Below are 20,068 nucleotides of genomic sequence, written 5' to 3' on the forward strand. Positions count from 1 at the left end.
ACACTACTTCTCACCTCGCTTGACAGCGGTGCGGACCACAACCAGGCCACCCTTACGTCCGGGGATGGCACCCTTGATCAGCAGTACGCCGTTCTCAGCATCAACCTTGTGCACCACCAGGTTCTGCGTGGTGACGCGATCGCTACCCATACGTCCGGACATCCGCGTGCCCTTGAAGACACGGCCCGGGGTGGCGCAGCCACCGATCGAGCCGGGACGACGGTGCACGGCCTGTGCACCGTGGCTCGCGCCCTGACCGCTGAAGCCGTGACGCTTCATGGTTCCGGCGAAGCCCTTGCCCTTCGAGGTTCCGGTGACGTCGACATAGGCGCCGTCACTGAAGATCTCGGCGGTCAGCTCCTGGCCGACCTCGTACTCCGCGGCAGCAGCCTCGTCGTCCAGACGGAGCTCGGCCAGGTGGCGACGGGGGTTGATACCCGCAGCACTGAACTGGCCGGTGACCGGCTTGGTCACCTTGCGCGGACTGATCTCACCGAATGCGAGCTGGATGGCGCTGTAGCCGTCCTGCTCCTGGGTGCGGATGCGGGTCACCACATTGGGTCCGGCCTTGACGACGGTCACCGGAACAACCCGGTTGTTGTCGTCGAACACCTGTGTCATACCCAGCTTGGTGCCCAGAATTCCTTTTCTTGCCATGGTTTCTGGTTCTCCTACTGGATGTTCACGTCGACGCTGGCCGGCAGGTCGATGCGCATAAGCGCGTCAACCGTCTTGGGCGTCGGGTCGAGGATGTCGATGAGCCGCTTGTGGGTGCGCATCTCGAAATGCTCGCGCGAATCCTTGTACTTGTGCGGCGACCGAATAACGCAATACACGTTCTTCTCGGTTGGCAGCGGCACAGGTCCAACGACACTCGCGCCGGTACGGGTCACCGTCTCAACAATCTTGCGCGCAGAGGCATCAATGGCCTCATGGTCGTAGGCCTTGAGCCTGATGCGGATCTTCTGTCCCGCCACGCTTCCTACCTCTACTATCACTGGTCCGGAGCACGCCGAAGCGCACAACCCGATACCGCCGCTGTTTACCTGTCTTAGTTCACCGACCCCCGCGGTCGGGCGTGTCGCCCTCGCGCGCAGTCGTCCGCGTCGAAAATTCTCGTCGCTTGGACCGGGCCGACGCGCCCGTAAGGGCGCTGTAGTTCGCCGTACCCGTTCGCGCGCCACAAAGAGCGTCGCAACCGGTTCACGGCAACCCGAACAGTATGCCTTATCCCGCGGCTGCGGCCAAATCCCTGCTGTACCCACCCGGCAGCGCCAACTGGGAGCCCTTGACCTGCGAATCCGAAGACGTCTGGAACGCTAGTGCAAGATTCGTTGAGGAGGTTGTGACGTGCGCTGGCCGGAGGCCGACGGAGGGCGTTCATTTCTGCGGGCACTGCCCGTCCTCTCCGGCAGCGCCCCACCGTTCAATATCGATGGCGCCCCCGCCGAACCGCTCCCCTTGTTCGTCGAGTGGATAGAGCAAGCAGCGCGGGCCGGCGTACCGGAGCCGCACGCCATGACGATCTCGACGGTCGATGCCCAGGGTGCGCCGCGCGCACGCGTTCTGGCAGGGCTCCCCCGACCGCAAGCACCTGCGCATCGGCTATCAGCGCACTGATGACGGATGGGAGCGCACGCAGCTCTGGCCGTGATCGAGGAGCTGGTTGATGTGCGTGTTCGATGTCATCTTACTTTCGAGTAAGGTACGTGACGTGAGTGCATCTCCGACCTACAAAATCTGGCAGCGTCTGCAGAACAAGCCCGGCGGCTCCGCCCTGTTCTCCGCCGCCATGATGGCCCGTGTCCCCTACTTCGCCTCAGTGGTGCCGCACGTGCACCGGATGGAGCCGGGCTACTGCGAGGTGACCGCCCCCAAGTGGTACTTCGTCTACAACCACCTCAAGACCTTCCACGCGATCGCCGCGTGCAACCTGGCCGAGGTCGCGATGGGGATGCTGATGGAGGCCACCACCCCGTCCTCGCATCGCTGGATTCCCAAGGCGATGAACGTGCAGTACCTCGGCAAGGCCACCACCTCGCTACGCGCGGTCGCCAAGCTGGACGGCCTCGACTTCGCCTCGATCACCGAGGGCACCGATGTCGTTGTGCCGATCAGCATCACCGACCGCGACGGCAAGGAAGTGGTGAAGGCAGAGATCACCACCTGGGTGACCCCCGCCTAGCCCGCATCCGGCGGCCCGATTCGGCCGTTACGGTCAAATCTATGGTGTGCCGCGCGCACACTCCGGCTATGGCCACTGCACTATCCGAAATCGAAGACGCCGGCCGACTCTTGGCCGATCCGACCGCTTACGCAGACGAGCCCCGTCTGCACGACGCGCTGACCCTGCTACGGCGTGAACAACCCGTGGCGAAGGTCGTTACCGACAACTACCGACCGTTCTGGGCGGTCACCAAGCACGACGACATCATGGACGTCGAGCGCGACAACACGCTCTGGATCAACGAACCGCGTCCGCTGTTGATGAACCTCGAGCAGGAAGCCGAGCTCGACCGGCAGGCGGCGATGGGCATCGAGCTCAAAACCCTTGTCCATATCGACGACCCCAAACACCGCGTTCTGCGCGCCATCGGAGCCGACTGGTTTCGGCCAAAGGCAATGCGGGACATGAAGATCCGCACCGACGAGCTGGCCGCACGATATGTGAACAAGCTGATGGAGGCCGGCGGAACCTGCGACTTCGCCCAGGACGTCGCCGTGCACTTTCCCCTCTACGTCATCATGTCGCTGCTCGGAATTCCCGAATCGGATTTCGACCGGATGCTCAAGCTCACCCAGGAACTCTTCGGCGGCGACGACACAGAATTCCAGCGCGGTGCAACTCCGGAGGAGCAACTGCTGGCGCTACTGGATTTCTTCGGATACTTCAGCGGGCTCACCGCATCCCGGCGTGAAAACCCCACCGGTGACCTGGCGTCGACCATCGCGAACGCCAAGGTTGATGGTGAGCCGCTCTCCGATGTCGACATCGCGTCGTACTACACGATCATCGCCACCGCCGGACACGACACCACCAGTGCCACGATTGCCGGTGGGCTGGAAGCACTTCTGCAGCATCCAGACCAGCTCGCTCGACTGCGCGAGAACCCCGAGCTCATGCCCCTGGCGGTCGACGAGATGATCCGCTGGGTGACACCGGTCAAGGAATTTATGCGAACAGCGACCGCCGACACCGAGATTCGTGGAGTACCCATCGCCGAAGGCGATTCGGTGCTGCTGTCCTACCCCTCGGGTAACCGCGACGAGGACACCTTCGCCACTCCGTTCACCTTCGACGTGGGACGAGACCCCAACAAACACTTGGCATTCGGGTTCGGTGTGCACTTCTGCCTAGGAGCGGCACTGGCCCGGATGGAGGTCAACAGCTTCTTTTCGGCGCTACTCCCCCGGCTGGAGTCCATCGAGATCGATGGGAATGTTGAGCGGACGTCGACCATATTCGTCGGCGGTATCAAACACCTGCCGATCCGCTACGCCCTGCGGTGACGGCGACTATCAGTTAAGCCGCGCGGAACCATCCGCCGCGACTTCGATTGACGCACCGGCGATATCGGTGTCCACGAGCTGGGCCGCCGCATCGCGGTCGTCGATCTTGGCGAAGGTACGCGCCCCGGTCGGGGTACGCACGCTCACGAACGTCTGGAACGGCGATCCGTCTCGTCCATAGTTGACGGTCCAGGCCTCGACGGTCGCCGCACCCGAATAACCGTCGGCCGCTGCGGTTCTGGGCTCCCGGTCGACCTCGGACTGCACGTCCTCGTACCTGAAACCGGATGCGGGCGGCTCGGTTCCGTAGATTCCGAACGCATGCTTGGTGAGATACCCGCCATTGGCCGTGATCAGCCCCTTCGCCCCGGGACGCTCGCGCAGCCGCTCGGCCATGGTGGCAATGGAGTGGGTGACGTAGTTGCACCACGGGCCGCCGGCGAACGTCAGTCCACCGGTGACCGTGAGCGGCCGTGCCGGGTCATCGAGCGCCAGCCCCAGCTCGGTGGCCGCGACCTGCACCGCCGAGGGGAAACACGAATAGATGTCGATCAGGTCCACGCCATCGGTTCCCAGACCGGCGATATCGAAGACGCGCTTACCCGCAAGGCGGATGGCCGGAGACCGATGCAGTTCATCGCGTTCACTGAGCGCGAAGGTGTCGTTGGCCTGGCTGCCGGCGAGCGGAAATATCCAGCGATCCTTCGGGATTCGGAGCCGTTGCGCCGTTTCTAGCGAGGTGAGCAGCAGTACCGCCCCCTGCTCGACCATGTTGTTGGAGTTCATCAGCTTGGTGTACGGCGAGCTGATCCACCGATTGTCCGGACCGGGAGTGGCGATCTCCTCGGCGGTGTACGCATCGTTAGACCAGGCATGCACGTTGTTCACGGCCACGGCGTTGAAGCGCTGCCACAACTGAGCAATCGCGGCGCGATGGTCGGCGACGGATACACCGTTGGCGACCCGAATCGCCTGCTCGAACAGCGGGTACACGTGGCCGGGAGAGATCAGGCCAATGGCGGTCTCGGCGCCACCCACCTGATCCATACGCCCGCCGAGAATGGTTGGTTCGGCGATGGATTCATCTTGAGTGGTCCACGTGGGCTGTACACCGGTAGCCATCATCTTATTGCGCGACCGCCACATCTCCGCGCCACCGATGAGAACCACGTCGGCGTCCCCGGCAAGAATGTCCGCGGCCGCGTGGTTAACCAACAGCTGCGGCGAGTTGCCGCTGGGCCCGGTGTAGAACGTGCGCTTGGGCGCCGCACCCAGACGTTCACCGAGCAGTACCCCGGGGTCGCGATACTTCCAGGAGAAGATGTTCGCCACGGACACCGTGTCGATGGCGGTGAGCAGATCAGCCGCCCCCGCATCCTCGGCCGCCAGCCGGGCCGCTCGCTCCATAAGATCGATGGGCTCGGCGATCTCGGAGAACGGGGTATCGGCGTCTGTCCGCTGGTTGACCTGTCCGGTACCGACGAGGACCGGCGTGCGAGGGTCGAGGGCCATGAGCCGATGGTAACCAACCACCCGGTTGGCCCCGGAGGGCCGCCCCGCTACGTGGACAGAGCGGGCCCAGATCCCTCGATCTGACTATCCGCACCCGTCATGTCCTTGAGGGCAACACCTGATCGGCCGATCTCCCGTGCGCCCGCCACCAGGGCGGCAACGACCTGCGCCGCCTGGTCGTAGCCCAATCCTTCCGGCGGATGGATGTTGGACACGCAATTACGTTGTGCGTCACTGCATCCGACAACAGGATTGTGCGTGAGGTATATCCCGACGCTGTCGGCGACGGACAGTCCGGGACGTTCCCCGATGAGCACCAGGACGGTGTCGACGCCAAGTGCGACGCCAATGTGGTCACCGAGGGCAACCCGCGCCTGTGTCGCGATGACGAGCGGGGCGATCGAATATCCGCGAAGTCGCTGGTGTAGCGCCTGTAACAGCTGAACCCCGTGGTCATCGAGGGCCCGCGGAGACAAACCGTCGGCCAGCACGATGCCGATATCGGCGGCGGAATCCGCAAACGAATCCAGCGCGCCATCGGCAGGCGTCCGGCCCAGGTCCGGGCGGCGCAGGTACTCGGATCGATCGCCTGCCCGGCTGGTCACCAGCAGCGGCGTGCCCAATCCGAGCCCGTCGATCCGGCCTGCCAGGGCACCCGCGTCCAGGGGCGTATGCACCGCGTCACGAGCGGCAGCGTGCGCGGTCCCGAACTCCAGGACTCGCGTGGTGGGCAGTGCATCACCGCTGCGTCCCAACCCGATTCGTGACTGCGTGGATCGGCGCAAGGTATCCCAGATATCGTGCGCCGCTCCGTTGTTCGCGACATCACTCATAGCAGGGCCCGTAACGGCGAGTCGTTGACCGCGATTTCACGCAGCCCCCCATCCCGTTCCAGCATGCCCATGCGTTCAAGCCAGTCGTTGAACTCCGGGGCAGGTCGCAAGCCGAAAGTGCGGCGCGCGAACAGCGCATCATGGAAGGACAGGCTCTGGTAGCCGAGCATGACATCGTCGGCCCCGGGCACCGCGATGACAAACGCGACCCCCGCGGCCGTGAGCACCGTGAGCAGGACGTCCATGTCATCCGAATCGGCCTCGGCGTGATTGGTGTAGCAGACATCCACTCCCATCGGGAGCCCCAGCAGCTTGCCGCAGAAGTGATCCTCCAGACCAGCCCTGATGATCTGCTTCCCGTCGTAAAGATATTCCGGCCCAATAAATCCCACGACGGTATTGACCAGGAGTGGTTCCACCTCGCGCGCGACCGCATACGCTCGGGCCTCCAGCGTCTGCTGGTCTACCGCAACGCCACCCACCCCGATATGCGCCCCGGCGGAGAGCGCCGAGCCCTGGCCTGTCTCCAGATACATAACGTTGTTACCCACGGTGCCCCGCGCCAACGAACGCCCGGCCTCATTCGCCTCACGCAGCAGCGCCAGGTTGACCCCAAAACTCTCGTTAGCGCCTTCGGTGCCAGCGATCGACTGGAACACCAAGTCCACCGGTAGATTTCGCTCGATAAGCTCCATCGTGGTGGTGACGTGCGCGAGCACGCACGACTGTGTGGGGATGTCGAATCTCAAGCGGATGTCGTCGATGAGGCGCAGCAGGTCGGCTGCGGCATGCGGGGAATCGGTCGCCGGGTTGATGCCGATGACGGCGTCGCCGCACCCCAGGAGCAGACCGTCGAGGGTCGCGGCGGCAATACCGCGCGCGTCGTCGGTGGGGTGATTGGGCTGCAACCGGGTCGCCAACGTGCCCGGCAGTCCGATGGTCGTACGAAAAGCACTATGGTTGCGCACCGCGGCACCGACGGCAATGAGGTCCTGATTGCGCATCAGCTTGCTGACGGCCGCCACCATCTCTGGGGTCAACCCGGGCGAAATATCCTTGAGCGACTGCGCCCCATGGGGTTTAGTGATGGTCTCCAGTAACCAATCGCGGAAATCGCCGACGGTGAGATGCGAGATCACCGCGAAGGCCTCCGCATCGTGACTGTCAATGATCAGCCGGGTGACCTCGTCGGTGTCGTACGGAACAATCTCCTCGGACAGGAAGTCCGCGAGCGGTACCTCGGCGAGCACCCAGCGCGCGGCGGCCCGCTCGGCGTCCGACTGCGCCGCACAGCCCGCGAGCTCGTCACCGGACCGAGGCGGCGAGGCCTTCGCCAGAACTTCGGCGAGCGACCCGAACTGGTACGTGACCGGCCCCACGATGTGGCGAAAGGTACTCATAATGTGCCTATTTCAGCTCGTTCTCGGCTTCTGCAAGCGCCGCGAACTCCTCATCCGGGGAGTTCGCCACCAAACGGTGACGGCTATACAACCCAAAATACGCCATAAACAGGATGAATACGCCGAACGTGGCAAAAGCTGCGGTGGTATCGACGATGAAGGTCGCCACCACCGCAGCACAGGCGATCACCAGCGCGAACCCGCTGGTGACGATGCCACCGGGGGTGCGGTATGGCCGCTGCATCTCCGGCTCGCGAATACGCAGCACAATATGGCTCACCATCATCAGCACATAGCTCAGCGCCGCACCGAAAACCGCCATGTTGAGCAACATCGCGCCTTTACCGCTGAGCGACAACAGGAATCCGATGATTCCCGGCACGATCAGCGCCAGTACCGGAGCCTTCCGGCTGTTGGTGACCGACAACCCGGTAGGTAGGTAGCCTGCCCGGGACAACGCAAAGGTCTGGCGACTGTAGGCGTAGACAATGGAGAAGAAGCTGGCGATGAGTCCGGCCAGCCCGATGTAATTGACCGCCTTGGCCACTGTGGTGGTTCCGAGCGCCTCGACCAAGGGATTCCCGGACTGCCCCATCGCTTCGGCACCGCCCGCGCCGGGCACCAAGATCAGCACGGCAGTACCGGTGATGACGAGCACCAGCATGGCCATCACAATGCCGCGCGGGATGTTCTTGGCGGGATCGCGGGCTTCTTCGGCGGCCAGCGGTACGCCCTCGATCGCCAGGAACAACCAGATCGCGAACGGCACCGCCGCCCAGATTCCCAAATATCCGTAGGGCAGGAATGCCGATGCACCCGTTGCTGTTTCATCGACGGGTATGTCCGTGAGATTATGCGCGTCGAATCGGCCGACAGCTCCGATGGCAAAGGTGATGAGGCCGACGAGCGCGATCCCGGTGATGATGAACATCGTCCTGAGCGCCTCACCGGCACCGCTGAGGTGGATGCCGATGAAAATCGCGTACACCGCCAGATAGATCCACCACCCGTCCTTGAGACCGAACAGGTGCAGTGATTCGACGTAACTTCCGATGAAAGTGGCGATGGCGGCCGGCGCGATCGCATACTCAATGAGAATCGCCGTCCCAGTGGCGAATCCGCCCCAGGGGCCCATCGCACGCCGGGCGAAGGTGTACCCGCCGCCCGCGGTGGGTAATGCCGACGACATCTCCGCCATGCTGAGCACCATCGACAGATACATCGCGGCGATGACGACGGCCGCGATGGCCATCCCGCCGAAACCGCCCTTGCTCAGCCCGGTGTTCCAGCCCGCATAGTCTCCGGAAATCACGTAGCTCACGCCGAGCCCGGCCAGCAGTACCCAGCCCGCGGTGCCCGATCTCAGCTGCCGCCGGGCGAGGTAGTCGGCACCTTCGAGGTGTGATTGGACGCCGGCATGATCAAGCGGCGCCTCCGTACGTGAACTGACGGCGTCATCGGGAGTTGACATCGTCCAATTGTGCGACCGATGACGTGCGCGCGTGCGGTAGACGCCAAGATTCGCGCTCCCGTTACGACCACGCAACAAACTGGGCCGCGCGATGCCCGATCATCGCGATCGTGGCCGCTGGCCCTCGGCTCGGAATGGTCGGCATGATCGACCCATCGATGACGAACAGCCCATCGATTCCCCTGACGCGACAGTACTTGTCGACGACCGCATGCTTGTCCTCGTCATTGCCCATCGGGGCGGTCGCGCACAGATGCTGCGACGTGGACCACCGCGGGCCACCGAACCGCCGTCCGTACAGCTCGGATACCAGACGCACGCCGTCGCGCAAGCGATCCATGTCTACGGGTTCGCTGTCATATCTCAAGTCGATGTACACCGGCGCCGCGGGATCGGTCGAACGTAGCTCAAGCCGGCCGCGACACCTTGGCGTCATCAACGCGACACCGATCTGCCGGGCATCCGCGCCGCTCAGTGCCACCCCTGCCATGGCTGCGAATCCGGTTGTATACGGCCGTATTTCGATGCCCATCTGACGATCGGTGTGCAACACGGTGTCCAGAACCGGATAGCCTTGCTGCCCCTCGTCACCCGTGTCCAGCACCCATTCCGCGTGGTCCATCAGCCGCGTACCGACGCCGGGCAGGTCGACCACGGGCTGAACCCCCACCGCACGCAGGTCATCCGCGGGCCCGATCCCCGACAGCAACAGCAGCTTTGCGGTCTCAATCGCCCCCGCACTCAAGATGATTCGATCGGCGGTCAGCGTCCGCACCGAATTTCCGACCGCCACCTGCACCCCAGTGGCCCGCCCGGCGCCGCAGAGAACCCGCAGTGCGCGGGTACCGGAGTACACCGCGAGATTAGGCCGCCAGCCCGCCCCCTCCAGATAGGCGCGCGCGGGCCCAACCCGCATCCCGCTATCGATGTTGAGCGGCACCAGCCCCACCCCGACGCCGGCCTTGCCATTCAGGTCCGCCACCACCGGGTATCCGCCCTTGACCGCGAGCTCCGTCAATTCCCTTCCAGCACTGCTTTGTTCGTGCTTTCGGCCGATCGGTATGGGCCCCGACGACCCATGTAACGGATGGTCCCGAAAGTCGCGGTCGGTCTCCATCGCGCGGAAGTGATCACGAACATCCGCCCAGGCCCATCCCGGCACCGACCATCCGTCAAAATCCGCGGGCCGGCCACGCACGAAGTAGCCGCCGTTGATCGCGCCGGAGCCGCCCACCACCGATCCCCGCACCAGCTCCGCCTGATCACCCGTGGATGTCAGCGTCGCCCAGTAGTAGGTGGCTATCTGACTGTCGGGACCAATCGGGAGGCGGTACCCGTCGCGTACGCCGTCCTCGTCCGCAGAGGACGCTGGCCCCGCCTCGACCAGCACCACCCGGAACGACGGATCCTCGGAGAGGCACCCGGCCAGAATCGATCCCGCGCTGCCTGCGCCCACGATGAGCACATCCGCGTGTATCGGCCTGCTCAGGGCCGTAGTTCCGGTCGGAGCGCACCGAGATCGCGCTCCTGCACGATCCCGGACCACAGGCCAATCCCATAGGCGATGTCGTCGAGACGCTTCAGCAGCACGTACTCGAGCAGGCCGATCCGATCATCGGGCGAAGCCGAATTGTCGTTGCGCTTCATCCAATCCACCACGCCGTCGACAATCGCTGCCACCACGAGCACCTGGCGGCTGCGCCGCGACAGCGCGGCGGCCACCAACGCCAACGGCCAGTAATGACGGCACAGCGCCGACGCGATCTGCAGCGCCGCACCGCCCACACCCTGGGCAGCGACCCTGACGACATCCCGTGGCGGGGTATCCACTCCCCGGAGAGTCCGCGCCACGCGCCCCGCCGCGAGCGCAGCCATGCCCGCAGCGGCCAGATAGCCCATCCCTGAGCCCACCGCCACGAGAATCCACACCAGCAGCGTCCACCTCGAGATGACCATCGGCGCGACTTTGTCGGGATGGCGCGTCGACAACGGCGCCGCGCTCTTTCCATAAAATGTCTTGCGCGCGAACCATTCTCGAAGGGTGAGCCGATGGTCATGTGCCACATGGGACACGGGTTCATACCTCAGCCGCGACCCCGCCTCGATCAGCCGCCAGCACAGATCCACGTCCTCACCGCACTGCAGCGACTCGTCGAACCCGCCAATCTCGTCGATCGCGGCCCGCCGCACCACGATGGCCGCACTGGGGACGTACGACACCGGGCCGTACGGTACGACCGGCGCCTCACGGAGGCCGAGATCCAACGAGGACCTGACCGCCTCATACCGGGCAATCGCATTGTCGCTCAATACCAATCCGACAATCCGTGGAGCGACCAGGGCCACCGCCGGATCGCTGAAGTGTCCCAGCAGTCCCTCCAGCCAGCCGCGCCTGGGCACCACGTCCGAATCGAGGAAGGCGACAAAATCCGTGGTCGCCAACTTCAGTCCGGTGTTGCGGGCCGCCGCCGGACCCTGACTGTCGACGTGGCGCACCACCCGCACATCACAGTGCATGCCCTCCAGCTCGCACTCCACGATCGGAATGGTGGAACCGTCATCGATGACTATCACGCGCATTCCACGCAGGGCGCGCAACAGTCGACGCAACCCAAATCCATTGTTGCGACAAGGAATAACGACGGTTACGTCTCGATAGCCCGGCCCGCCTGTCGGGCGCGGATGCGCAACGGTCGCATCCAGCAGCGTCCGGGCGAGCTGAGCGCTCGTCGCATCGCGCACCTCAAGCCGTCCGCCGGAAAGCAGCGTGCGCGCCGCCGGGGCCAATCGCAGGAGCCGAGTCGGCGAGCCACCCAGCAGCGCCGAACCCTCGTCGAGAACCCGAACTCGTCGATCCACCTGAACCGCGAATCCGTCGGGTAGCCGTCCGTGTGGTGCGGACGCGCCCTGCGCCGCGTCGTCGCTCGTGGTCATACCAGCCGCCCGTCGGCATCGGGTAGCCAGCGGCGCACCGCGTCGGCGCAGCGTCGGGTCATCGCCGCGAGCATCCGCGCGCCGTCCTGGCTGCTGGCCGTCGTCGGATCTCCGAGCACGCCGATCGCGCTCACCGCCGCCACTCCGCCCGCACGCATCGGTGCCATCAGCTCATGCAGCGGCGCCGAGTTTCCGGCGAGCACTTCTTCCCGCCGGACGGTATCTGGTGAAATATGTAGCAGCAGAGATGTTTCCGCATGCCCAGCGTGAGCGTCACCGCCTTCGACCGCGCACGCCCACCACCCGATATCGCGGCCCTCCGAACGCAGGAGCCGCACCGCGGAGACCGTCGCCTCGATGTTGCCGCCGTGACCGTTCACGAAGACGATGCGTCGGCACCACTGGGTGGCCGATCTGCCGTACTCCACGAGGACCTGGGTCAGCGCCGCGGTACCGATCGAGATGGTCCCAGCGAAGGACTGATGTTCTCCACTGGACCCGTACGCGATGGCAGGGGCGAGAGCCGTCCGGCCCGCACTCGCATCGGACGCTAGTTCCTCGGCCGCAGCGGTAGCCACAGCACCGGCAATCCGGGTATCGGTATCCAACGGCAAGTGCGGCCCGTGTTGTTCGGTCGAGCCAAGCGGAGTGAACAGCGTGATGGCCTCGTCTGCGAGCTCCGGAGAGATGGCGGTGCTCAAGACAGTCGGAACAGCCACCCGCCGATGGTAGGCCGAATTCACGTCAAATGCATCCAAAGTTGGCGCACCCAAGTGAGGTCTTTACATCCTTGCTGGCCGTCGGCTTAGGTGCTACGCGCTCTTTCGCACCTGTTGTCACGCCAGTCCCTGCCGCCCCATCGACTCTGCCGACGCCGTGTTCAATTCGCGATGCGCTGAACTAGTGCCGTCCGAGGCCCCGGGCAAAGCCCTCAGGGATGAGAAGGTCATCTGGGGATAGCTCGTGCACAGACTTCTTGCCGAGGCCCATCAGCGCCGAGTCGATGCCGCCACGCATGATGTCCAGAACGTTCTCGACCCCGGTCTGCCCCGAGGCCGCCAGACCCCACAGATACGCCCGGCCGATCATCACCGCACGCGCACCAAGGGCCAACGCCTTGACGACATCGCTGCCCCGCCGAATGCCGCCATCCAGAAGCACCTCGACATCACCACCGACGGCCTCGGCGATGCCCGGCAACGCGCGGATCGAGGCGGGCGTTCCGTCGAGATTGTTGCCGCCGTGATTCGACACCGAAATCGCCGAAACTCCGCAATCCACAGCCCTTTTAGCGTCATCGATGCGCATGACGCCCTTGAGCATGAACGGACCGTCCCATTGTTCGCGCATCCATTGAACGTCGTCCCATGTCGGCGCGGGAGTACCCATCCACTGCCCGTAGGCGTCGAAGAACGGCGGTCCGGCCTCGCCCCGGGCTGCCTGGTTGGGCACCCGCAGATCCGGAATGTTCATCTTCTTCCCGAACGACCACAGCCACCCGGGTTTCGTGACCACTTCCGGCGCCAGCCGGACCATCGACCGCAGGTTCATCTTCTCGGGTATGGACGGGCTGCCCCAGTCACGACCGTGCGAGAAGCTCCAGTCAAGAGTAGCGATAAGGCCCACTGCACCAGCATCTTTCGCGCGCTGGATGCGCTGGGCCACATCGTCACGCCCGCCCAGCCAGTAGATCTGGAAGTGCGTCTTCGGATTCGCGGCCACCACATCCTCGATGGGCTTACTCGCGAAGGAGGACAACCCCATGGCGGTGCCGCGCGCGGCAGCGGCACGCGCCACCGCCACCTCACCGTCGGGGTCGACGGCCTGAACACCGGTCGGCGAGATCATCACCGGCAGGGAGATCTCTTGCCCCAGAACGGTTGTCGATAGCTCACGATCCGGCTGAATGCCGACGACATGGGGCTCGAATCCGAGCTCTCCGAACGCCTCGACATTGTCACTGACGGTCAGCCCTTTTTCACTGGCCGAGATCAGGGAGCTGTAGACGGACTTCGGCAGTCGCTTCTTGGCCCGCTGCTGGGCGATCGCGACCGTCTCGAACCATGTGTTGCGGGCCATCTACCGTCCTGCTCGTAGGTTGGAAATCGGGTTCTCATCGCAGGCGCGCGAAGGTGGCCGACGCGTCAGGGTCAGGGCGACGGGCCCCGCTGACGGAGCGCGCTTGCCCTTCGAATGCGAATGGTCCCCACTGGGTTTGGGTACTACGCGATCGGCGGCCAGGGCCGCCTCTCCGTAGCCCTGCACGCATTCCGGGTCGGGCCCGTCCATCGGCAACCCGGTGAAGAACTTGGCCGCCATGCAGCCACCCCGGCAGCTGTCGTAATGCCCGCAACTGCCGCAGGCGCCCGCGGATTGTGGCTCACGTAGCTCGTTGAACAGCTGCGAGTGTTTCCACACCGCATCAAATCCACCATCGGACACCACATTTCCGGCACGGAATCGGTCATGGATGGCGAATGGGCAGGCATAGACATCGCCCACCGGGTCGATCAGACACACCACCCGTCCGGCGCCACACATGTTCAGGCCCGGCAAACCCCCGGACCCGTCGCCGTATGCCGACAGGTGGAAGAAGGAATCGCCCGTAAGCACCCGCTCACCATTGAGCACCAGCCAGTCATAGAGCTGGCGCTGTTGCGCCGGGGTGGGGTGGAGCTCGTCCCACACATCGGCGCCACGACCGGACGGACGTAGTCGTGTAATCCGCAGTGTGGCACCGTATTTTGCGGCTAGATCCGCGAATTCGTCGAGCTGGTCCACGTTGTGACGGGTAACCACCACCGAGATCTTGGCGTCCTTGAATCCGGCGGCGGCAAGGTTCTCCAGCGCGCGTACCGCCATGGCGAACGATCCCGCACCGCGCACCGCGTCGTTGACCTCCGCCGTCGCACCATCCAGCGAGATCTGTACATCGACGTAGTCGCTCGCGGCCAGTCGCGCCGCCACCTCCTCGGTGATGCGCACGCCGTTGGTCGAGAACTTGACTCCTACGTGATGCTCGGTCGCGTAGTCAACGAGTTCCCAAAAGTCCGATCGCACAGTGGGTTCGCCGCCGCCGATGTTCACGTAAAACACCTGCATGCGTTCGAGTTCGTCGATGATGTCCTTGCACTGCCCGGTGGACAGCTCACGTGGATCGCGCTTGCCCGACGATGACAGGCAATGCACGCAGGAAAGGTTGCAGGCGTATGTCAGCTCCCAGGTGAGGCAGATGGGGGCATCCAGTCCCTGCTCGAACTGATCCACCAGTCTCGGAGCCGCAACGGCGGCGACATTGAGGCGGGGCACTGCGGGAGCGCTCATCGGGCGTCCTCTCGGGTCACGATCATCTTCGAATCCGCCAATACAGCCAGGGCACGCTGGTACGCGGCAACCTGAGCCTCCTCGACACCAGCGGCCCGCCAAGCATTCTCGGCGCTGCTGTGGTCGGTGAGGGATTGCACGATCTGCAGCAGAGTGCGGTTCTTCAGGAAGGACAGCTTTCGGGTGCCGAAGTGGTAGAGCAGCGCCCCGAACGGCTCCGGGCGCAACGACACCTGAGGGTGTAACTGCCAGGGCCGGGTCCAGTCGAAACCGGCGGGCGCCTCGTCAATCATGGCGCTCATGGAGGTGGGGCGTCTCAGTAGACGCCGCACATCCCGTCGATCGATACCTCTTCGACCAGCGATTCCTGCACCAGCTCGGTGTCGGTGGTCTGTCCGGCGACAGTGGTGGGCTCGGCCATCTGTTCACTCCCTTGTGAGTCTGGACTGTGGCAACGATCACGATAATAATGGCATCGAGTGCAGAAAGGGAAGAGGGTGTCAGGAAATGGCGGAGTTCTCGGCATGAATGCGCAGCCGGCGCGCGTAGGACGACGCCCTTCCACAACACGGGACGAGATCACCGCGGTTGCCATGGCGCTGTTCACGCAGCGCAGCTTCGACGACGTCAGCGTCGACGACATCGCCGCGGCGGCCGGCATCGCGCGGCGCACGGTGTTTCGGTACTACAGCTCCAAGAACGCAATCGTGTGGGGCGATTTCGATTCTCATTTGGAGGTGATGCGTGCGCTGCTGGACGAGACTCCGGACACGGTGGATACCAGCACCGCGCTGCGTCAGGCGTTGTTGACATTCAACGACTTTCCGGCCGACGAAGCCCCGCGACACCGTATGCGGATGAGACTGATTCTGGAGATCCCAGCACTACAGGCGTATTCGATGCTGATGTATACGGGCTGGCGTGATGTCATCGCGCAGTTTGTGGCCAAACGCAGCGGCGCGGATCCCGCCGCCCTCTTGCCGCAGACCGTTGGCTGGACACTGCTCGGCGTGGCGCTTGCCGCCTACGAACAATGGCTCGCCGATGAATCTTCGGCGCTTACCGCGCTACTCGGCAAGGGCTTCGACGCCGCCGAGGCGGGGTTGCGAGCCCTCCGCTAAGTCTCGCTACTCCAGTACCTCGGCGATGGGCGTCCCCGCCGCGATCTTGGCCCGCATCTTCATCACCGGGCCGGCCATCCCACAGCCGACAACTCCGGTCAGTACGCCATCGCGCTCCAGGTACGCCAGGAACTTGCGACCGTCGTCGGAGATGAGATGCACGGTATCCGAGCCTCCCAGATGGCCGAGCGACTGAATCTTCACGTCGTACTGATCACTCCAAAAGTACGGCACGGCAGCGGCATTAGCGGCGGGCTCCTGCCCAAGCAACGCTGGCACAAGCGCGCGAACCTGCTCGGCAACGTTGCTCCAGTGCTCTACTCGACTGGGAAGCCCGGCAGCATCCGCCCATGCGGCGACATCACCCAGCGCCCAGACATGCGGGGTGGCGGTACGGCCAACGGCATCGCACACCACGCCGTTGTCCACCTGGACACCGGATCCGTCGAGCCAGTCTGTCGCGGGCCGGCTCCCGATCCCCAGCACGACGAGATCGGCGTCCAGTCTCGTACCGTCCGACAGCGTGACGGACCGGACGCGCTCCTCGCCCTCCACGGCGTCCACTCCGACACCCACTCGGACATCGACACCCTCGTTGCGGTGCAGCCGGGCGACCAGGTCACCGAGCTGCTGACCGATCGCGGCGAGCAGCGGGGCCGGCTGCGGTTCGACCAGAACCACGTCAACCCCGTTGGCCCGCAATGTTGATGCGACCTCGCATCCGATGAAGCCCGCCCCGACAATCACTGCGCGCCGCGCATTAGCGGCGTCTCCCCGCAATGCGAAGCTGTCGTCGGCGGTCCGCAGGACGTGGATGCCGTCCAAGTCGGGGAATGCGGAAATACGCCGGGGAACGAGGCCGGTCGCGATGATGACTTCCCCGTACTGCAGCGTGGTTCCGTCATCCAGCGTGACCGTGCGAGCGGCGGGATCCAATGCCACTACCCTCGCACCGAGTCGCAGCTCGATCTGCTTCTCGTCATAGAACTCTCGTGGCTTGAGTACGACGGCGTCGATGCTCTTCTCCGCATCACGCAGGACGTCTTTGGATAGCGGCGGGCGATCGTAGGGCAGATGGGTCTCGCCACTCACAATGGTGATCGGCCCGGTGAACTCCGCGCGGCGCAGCTGCTCGGCGGTTCGCACCGCGCCCAGCCCGCCACCGATGATCAGTACACCCTGCTCTGCGTCGCTCCCAGTCGCATCACTCACGGTCTACTTCATACACGACTGGACATGCGCGGTGTCAGGCCTATATCGACCCTGCCTCCTACCCCTGGACCTGCGCTCGGTCCACCAGGTTGGAGAGCACCACGATGCTCTCGGTGCGGTCGATGTCCCCACTGGCACGGATGCGTTCCAGCGCGCGCTCGAGGTGCTGAATATCGCGGGCAAGCACGCGCAACATCGCGTCGGAGGTTCCGGTCACCGTTGCCGCGCTCACCACTTCGGGAATATCGATCCACGCCCGCCGCAGGGCTTCCGGGGTGATGGTGCCCTGGCAGTAGACCTGAACGTAGGCCTCGGTATTCCATCCGACGGCAGCGCGATCCACCACGGTGGTGAAACCCTTGATCACCCCCGTCGCGACCAGGCGATCGACACGACGCTTGACGGCGGGTGCCGACAGGTTCACCTCCTCGCCGATCTCGGCGAACGTCGCTCGAGCATTGCGCATCAACAGCGTCACGATCCGCTCATCGGTGGCATCGAGCTCGGCCATTCGCGATCCTCCTCCGGCGATCCCATCTATTCCTGCAATAGAATGCCAAATTGACCATCTAGACGCAATGGATCGCACTCCACCAGACAACGTATGAAGATTGATTGCAGTAAGCACCTCTCATACGCTCACCACATGACCGTTGTGCACGAGGGTGGACACCCGGCCGGCTCCCCTATCCAGCATTCAGACAGAACACCGACGACACGTCACTACGTGATGGTGCCGCCGACGTATTACACAGTCGAATACGCGATCAATCCCTGGATGGACGTATCCAATCCCGTCGACCCGACGCTCGCAGTCGCGCAGTGGGATGCGTTGCGCGCCACCTACGAACGTCTCGGGCACACGGTGGACATCCTGCCCCCGGTGGCCGGTCTACCGGACATGGTCTACGCGGCTAACGGTGGAATCGTGTTGCGGGGCAAGGCTGTTGTCGCGCGATTCACGCACGCGGAGCGCGCGGGTGAATCTGCCGCACATGCCGAATGGATGCGTGCGCATGGAATGCGCCCCATGCACTCGCGCTACACCAACGAGGGACAGGGCGACTTTCTGCTGGCAGGCGAGACCATGCTGGCGGGCACGGGTTTTCGCACCGATGTCAGATCGCACATCGAGGTGGCACGGATGCTCGATATTCCCGTCGTCACACTGGAGCTCGTCGACCCGCGCTTCTATCACCTGGATACGGCGCTGGCCGTGCTGGATCCGCAGACCGTGGCGTACTACCCGCAGGCGTTCAGTGAGGCCTCACAAGCCAGGCTGCGGTTCCTGTACCCCAACGCGATCATCGCCAGCTCGGACGATGCCTGCGTCCTCGGAATGAACGCCGTCTCCGACGGTCGCCACGTCATGCTGCCCACCGCGGCTACCGGATTCGCCGAACAGCTCCGTGCCGCCGGGTTCGAACCGGTCGGCATCGACCTTTCCGAACTACTCAAGGGTGGCGGATCGGTGAAATGCTGCACACTGGAGCTGCACTCGTGACCACCACGGAACAGGCTCCCGGCATGTCACCCGATTCCTACAAGAGTTCTGAGTACATCGAGTTGGCCGAACAGTACGGCGCGCACAACTATGCGCCGTTACCGGTCGTCGCTCACCGCGCCGAGGGCGCCTGGATCGAGGATGTGGACGGCAAGCGGTATCTGGATTGCCTGGCCGCCTACTCGGCGGTGAACTTCGGCCACGGGAACCCCGAGATCCTCGCGGCCGCGCACGCACAGCTCGACACGGTGACCCTGGTGAGCCGGGCGTTTCATTCCGACCGTCTCGGCAGGTTCTGCCGCGATCTCGCCCGCCTCTGCGGCAAGGGCATGGTGCTACCGATGAACACCGGGGCCGAGGCTGTGGAGAGTGGCATCAAGGTCGCGCGCAAGTGGGGCACCGATGTCAAGGGAGTGCCTGCAGGACAAGCCAATATCGTGGTGGCACACAACAATTTCCACGGTCGAACCATCAGCATTGTGAGCTTCTCCTCCGACGAGACGGCGCGCGGCGGGTTCGGCCCGTTCACTCCCGGGTTCCGTGTGGTCCCGTTCGGAGATATCGACGCCCTGGCACGGGCAATCGACGACAACACCGTCGCCGTCCTCCTCGAGCCCATTCAGGGTGAAGCCGGCATCGTCATCCCGCCCGACGACTACCTCCTCGCGGTCCGCGCAATGTGCACCGAGAACAATGTTCTGTTCATCGCCGACGAGATCCAGGCCGGGCTCGCACGCACCGGCCGGATGTTTGCATGCGACCACTGGAACGTGGTCCCGGATGTGTACCTGCTGGGCAAGGCACTCGGGGGCGGCGTGGTTCCGGTGTCAGCCGTGGTCGCCGATACCGACGTACTCGGCGTGCTGCATCCGGGCGAGCACGGTTCCACCTTCGGCGGTAATCCCTTGGCCGCGGCCATCGGATCCACCGTCGTGGCAATCCTGGAGCGTGGCGACTTCCAGCGCCGGGCAGCCGTTCTGGGCGCACACCTGCGAAGGCGTCTCGACGCCCTGATCGGCCATGGCGTCACCGAGGTGCGTTCGCTGGGGCTGTGGGCCGGGGTCGACATCGATCCGAATGTGGCAACCGGAAGACAAATCAGTCTGCGCATGGCAGAGTGTGGCGTCTTAGTGAAGGACACGCATGGCGCGACTCTCCGGTTTGCACCACCCCTTGTCATCACCGAGGACGAAATCGATTGGGCGATAGACCAGTTCGCCGATGCGCTGGCCAATAGCCGATAGATT

General features: G+C 64.4%; 21 protein-coding genes and 1 pseudogene. 7 read left to right on the top strand and 15 right to left on the bottom strand.

The window, feature by feature from the left end; genetic code table 11:
• Positions 1-3 precede the first annotated feature (3 nt).
• Together rplC and rpsJ are read right to left on the bottom strand one after the other, a co-directional pair.
• On the bottom strand, positions 4-657 hold the full coding sequence (rplC, locus tag B4400_RS02825) for a 50S ribosomal protein L3 (RefSeq protein WP_078288398.1): 654 nt from the start codon (positions 655-657) through the stop codon (positions 4-6).
• A 14-nt stretch (positions 658-671) separates the two neighbouring features.
• Entirely contained in the window at positions 672-977 is a 306-nt protein-coding gene (gene rpsJ / locus B4400_RS02830) for a 30S ribosomal protein S10 (protein ID WP_003883485.1), read from the bottom strand.
• A gap of 373 nt (positions 978-1,350) precedes the next feature.
• Between rpsJ and B4400_RS02835 the strand changes: the two are divergent.
• The 4 genes and pseudogenes from B4400_RS02835 to B4400_RS02850 form a co-directional block, all read left to right on the top strand.
• Positions 1,351-1,569, top strand: a pseudogene (locus B4400_RS02835) (pyridoxamine 5'-phosphate oxidase); the annotation flags it as partial.
• On the top strand, positions 1,538-1,654 hold the full coding sequence (locus B4400_RS25015) for a pyridoxine 5'-phosphate oxidase C-terminal domain-containing protein (RefSeq protein ID WP_078308511.1): 117 nt from the start codon (positions 1,538-1,540) through the stop codon (positions 1,652-1,654). The pseudogene B4400_RS02835 and the gene B4400_RS25015, both read left to right, overlap by 32 nt.
• Positions 1,655-1,714: 60 nt before the next feature.
• The gene (locus B4400_RS02845; RefSeq protein WP_078308560.1) at positions 1,715-2,185 is read left to right on the top strand and encodes a hotdog fold domain-containing protein; all 471 of its coding nucleotides are present in this window, start codon (positions 1,715-1,717) and stop codon (positions 2,183-2,185) included.
• 68 nt (positions 2,186-2,253) lie between these two features.
• Positions 2,254-3,510 carry a cytochrome P450 gene (locus B4400_RS02850; protein ID WP_078308510.1) on the top strand — a complete coding sequence of 419 codons (1,257 nt, stop codon included), beginning with the start codon at positions 2,254-2,256 and terminating at the stop codon, positions 3,508-3,510.
• A 9-nt stretch (positions 3,511-3,519) separates the two neighbouring features.
• Here the strand turns inward: B4400_RS02850 and B4400_RS02855 are convergent, their stop codons facing one another.
• From B4400_RS02855 to mftA, 11 genes are all read right to left on the bottom strand, one after another.
• Complete coding sequence (locus B4400_RS02855; protein WP_078308509.1) at positions 3,520-5,022, bottom strand: acetyl-CoA acetyltransferase; 1,503 nt, start codon at positions 5,020-5,022, stop codon at positions 3,520-3,522.
• Positions 5,023-5,069: 47 nt separating this feature from the next.
• The gene (eutC, locus tag B4400_RS02860) at positions 5,070-5,855 is read right to left on the bottom strand and encodes an ethanolamine ammonia-lyase subunit EutC (protein WP_078308508.1); all 786 of its coding nucleotides are present in this window, start codon (positions 5,853-5,855) and stop codon (positions 5,070-5,072) included.
• Positions 5,852-7,255, bottom strand: a complete 1,404-nt coding sequence (locus B4400_RS02865) for an ethanolamine ammonia-lyase subunit EutB (protein WP_078308507.1) — start codon at positions 7,253-7,255, stop codon at positions 5,852-5,854. The genes eutC and B4400_RS02865 overlap by 4 nt, the downstream gene beginning before the upstream one ends.
• Before the next feature lie 7 nt (positions 7,256-7,262).
• Positions 7,263-8,726 (bottom strand): ethanolamine permease, encoded by a 1,464-nt coding sequence (gene eat, locus B4400_RS02870; RefSeq protein WP_078308506.1) that lies wholly within the window; start codon positions 8,724-8,726, stop codon positions 7,263-7,265.
• Positions 8,727-8,787: 61 nt separating this feature from the next.
• Positions 8,788-10,203 carry a mycofactocin dehydrogenase MftG gene (mftG, locus tag B4400_RS02875; RefSeq protein WP_502688380.1) on the bottom strand — a complete coding sequence of 472 codons (1,416 nt, stop codon included), beginning with the start codon at positions 10,201-10,203 and terminating at the stop codon, positions 8,788-8,790.
• Between the two features lie 8 nt (positions 10,204-10,211).
• Positions 10,212-11,660 (bottom strand): mycofactocin biosynthesis glycosyltransferase MftF, encoded by a 1,449-nt coding sequence (gene mftF / locus B4400_RS02880; protein WP_078308505.1) that lies wholly within the window; start codon positions 11,658-11,660, stop codon positions 10,212-10,214.
• Complete coding sequence (mftE, locus tag B4400_RS02885) at positions 11,657-12,403, bottom strand: mycofactocin biosynthesis peptidyl-dipeptidase MftE (RefSeq protein ID WP_078308504.1); 747 nt, start codon at positions 12,401-12,403, stop codon at positions 11,657-11,659. The genes mftF and mftE overlap by 4 nt, the downstream gene beginning before the upstream one ends.
• A 157-nt stretch (positions 12,404-12,560) precedes the next feature.
• On the bottom strand, positions 12,561-13,739 hold the full coding sequence (mftD, locus tag B4400_RS02890) for a pre-mycofactocin synthase MftD (RefSeq protein ID WP_078308503.1): 1,179 nt from the start codon (positions 13,737-13,739) through the stop codon (positions 12,561-12,563).
• On the bottom strand, positions 13,740-14,984 hold the full coding sequence (mftC, locus tag B4400_RS02895; protein ID WP_078308502.1) for a mycofactocin radical SAM maturase: 1,245 nt from the start codon (positions 14,982-14,984) through the stop codon (positions 13,740-13,742).
• Positions 14,981-15,286, bottom strand: coding sequence for a mycofactocin biosynthesis chaperone MftB (gene mftB, locus B4400_RS02900; protein ID WP_078308501.1), 306 nt, complete (start codon positions 15,284-15,286; stop codon positions 14,981-14,983). Before mftB ends, mftC begins: the two co-directional genes overlap by 4 nt.
• 14 nt (positions 15,287-15,300) lie before the next feature.
• Entirely contained in the window at positions 15,301-15,405 is a 105-nt protein-coding gene (gene mftA, locus B4400_RS02905) for a mycofactocin precursor MftA (RefSeq protein WP_030096679.1), read from the bottom strand.
• A gap of 103 nt (positions 15,406-15,508) precedes the next feature.
• Here mftA and mftR point away from each other — a divergent pair, with 103 nt between their 5' ends.
• Positions 15,509-16,105, top strand: a complete 597-nt coding sequence (mftR, locus tag B4400_RS02910) for a mycofactocin system transcriptional regulator MftR (RefSeq protein WP_078308500.1) — start codon at positions 15,509-15,511, stop codon at positions 16,103-16,105.
• 6 nt (positions 16,106-16,111) lie between these two features.
• Here the strand turns inward: mftR and B4400_RS02915 are convergent, their stop codons facing one another.
• Both B4400_RS02915 and B4400_RS02920 read right to left on the bottom strand, forming a co-directional pair.
• Positions 16,112-17,317 carry an NAD(P)/FAD-dependent oxidoreductase gene (locus tag B4400_RS02915; protein ID WP_078308499.1) on the bottom strand — a complete coding sequence of 402 codons (1,206 nt, stop codon included), beginning with the start codon at positions 17,315-17,317 and terminating at the stop codon, positions 16,112-16,114.
• Positions 17,318-17,375: 58 nt separating this feature from the next.
• Positions 17,376-17,828: an Rv2324 family transcriptional regulator gene (locus B4400_RS02920; RefSeq protein ID WP_030096676.1), complete on the bottom strand. Its 453-nt coding sequence runs from the start codon at positions 17,826-17,828 to the stop codon at positions 17,376-17,378.
• A 135-nt stretch (positions 17,829-17,963) separates the two neighbouring features.
• Between B4400_RS02920 and ddaH the strand changes: the two genes are divergently transcribed.
• Together ddaH and rocD are read left to right on the top strand one after the other, a co-directional pair.
• A complete protein-coding gene (ddaH, locus tag B4400_RS02925) occupies positions 17,964-18,821 on the top strand; it encodes a dimethylargininase (protein WP_139361235.1) in 858 nt (285 codons plus the stop codon).
• 23 nt (positions 18,822-18,844) lie between these two features.
• Positions 18,845-20,065, top strand: coding sequence for an ornithine--oxo-acid transaminase (rocD, locus tag B4400_RS02930; RefSeq protein ID WP_078308558.1), 1,221 nt, complete (start codon positions 18,845-18,847; stop codon positions 20,063-20,065).
• Positions 20,066-20,068: the final 3 nt, after the last annotated feature.

Source organism: Mycobacterium sp. D16Q13 (assembly GCF_002013375.1).
Classification (GTDB): domain Bacteria; phylum Actinomycetota; class Actinomycetes; order Mycobacteriales; family Mycobacteriaceae; genus Mycobacterium.

Bases quoted from the DNA above. Each gene is read 5' to 3' on its own strand.
- rplC (WP_078288398.1), bottom strand. From the start codon at position 657: ATGGCAAGAAAAGGAATTCTGGGCACCAAGCTGGGTATGACACAGGTG.
- B4400_RS25015 (WP_078308511.1), top strand. From the start codon at position 1,538: ATGCCCAGGGTGCGCCGCGCGCACGCGTTCTGGCAGGGCTCCCCCGAC.
- B4400_RS02850 (WP_078308510.1), top strand. From the start codon at position 2,254: ATGGCCACTGCACTATCCGAAATCGAAGACGCCGGCCGACTCTTGGCC.
- B4400_RS02855 (WP_078308509.1), bottom strand. From the start codon at position 5,022: ATGGCCCTCGACCCTCGCACGCCGGTCCTCGTCGGTACCGGACAGGTC.
- eutC (WP_078308508.1), bottom strand. From the start codon at position 5,855: ATGAGTGATGTCGCGAACAACGGAGCGGCGCACGATATCTGGGATACC.
- B4400_RS02865 (WP_078308507.1), bottom strand. From the start codon at position 7,255: ATGAGTACCTTTCGCCACATCGTGGGGCCGGTCACGTACCAGTTCGGG.
- eat (WP_078308506.1), bottom strand. From the start codon at position 8,726: ATGTCAACTCCCGATGACGCCGTCAGTTCACGTACGGAGGCGCCGCTT.
- mftF (WP_078308505.1), bottom strand. From the start codon at position 11,660: ATGACCACGAGCGACGACGCGGCGCAGGGCGCGTCCGCACCACACGGA.
- mftD (WP_078308503.1), bottom strand. From the start codon at position 13,739: ATGGCCCGCAACACATGGTTCGAGACGGTCGCGATCGCCCAGCAGCGG.
- mftC (WP_078308502.1), bottom strand. From the start codon at position 14,984: ATGAGCGCTCCCGCAGTGCCCCGCCTCAATGTCGCCGCCGTTGCGGCT.
- mftB (WP_078308501.1), bottom strand. From the start codon at position 15,286: ATGAGCGCCATGATTGACGAGGCGCCCGCCGGTTTCGACTGGACCCGG.
- mftA (WP_030096679.1), bottom strand. From the start codon at position 15,405: ATGGCCGAGCCCACCACTGTCGCCGGACAGACCACCGACACCGAGCTG.
- mftR (WP_078308500.1), top strand. From the start codon at position 15,509: ATGAATGCGCAGCCGGCGCGCGTAGGACGACGCCCTTCCACAACACGG.
- B4400_RS02920 (WP_030096676.1), bottom strand. From the start codon at position 17,828: ATGGCCGAGCTCGATGCCACCGATGAGCGGATCGTGACGCTGTTGATG.
- ddaH (WP_139361235.1), top strand. From the start codon at position 17,964: ATGACCGTTGTGCACGAGGGTGGACACCCGGCCGGCTCCCCTATCCAG.
- rocD (WP_078308558.1), top strand. From the start codon at position 18,845: ATGTCACCCGATTCCTACAAGAGTTCTGAGTACATCGAGTTGGCCGAA.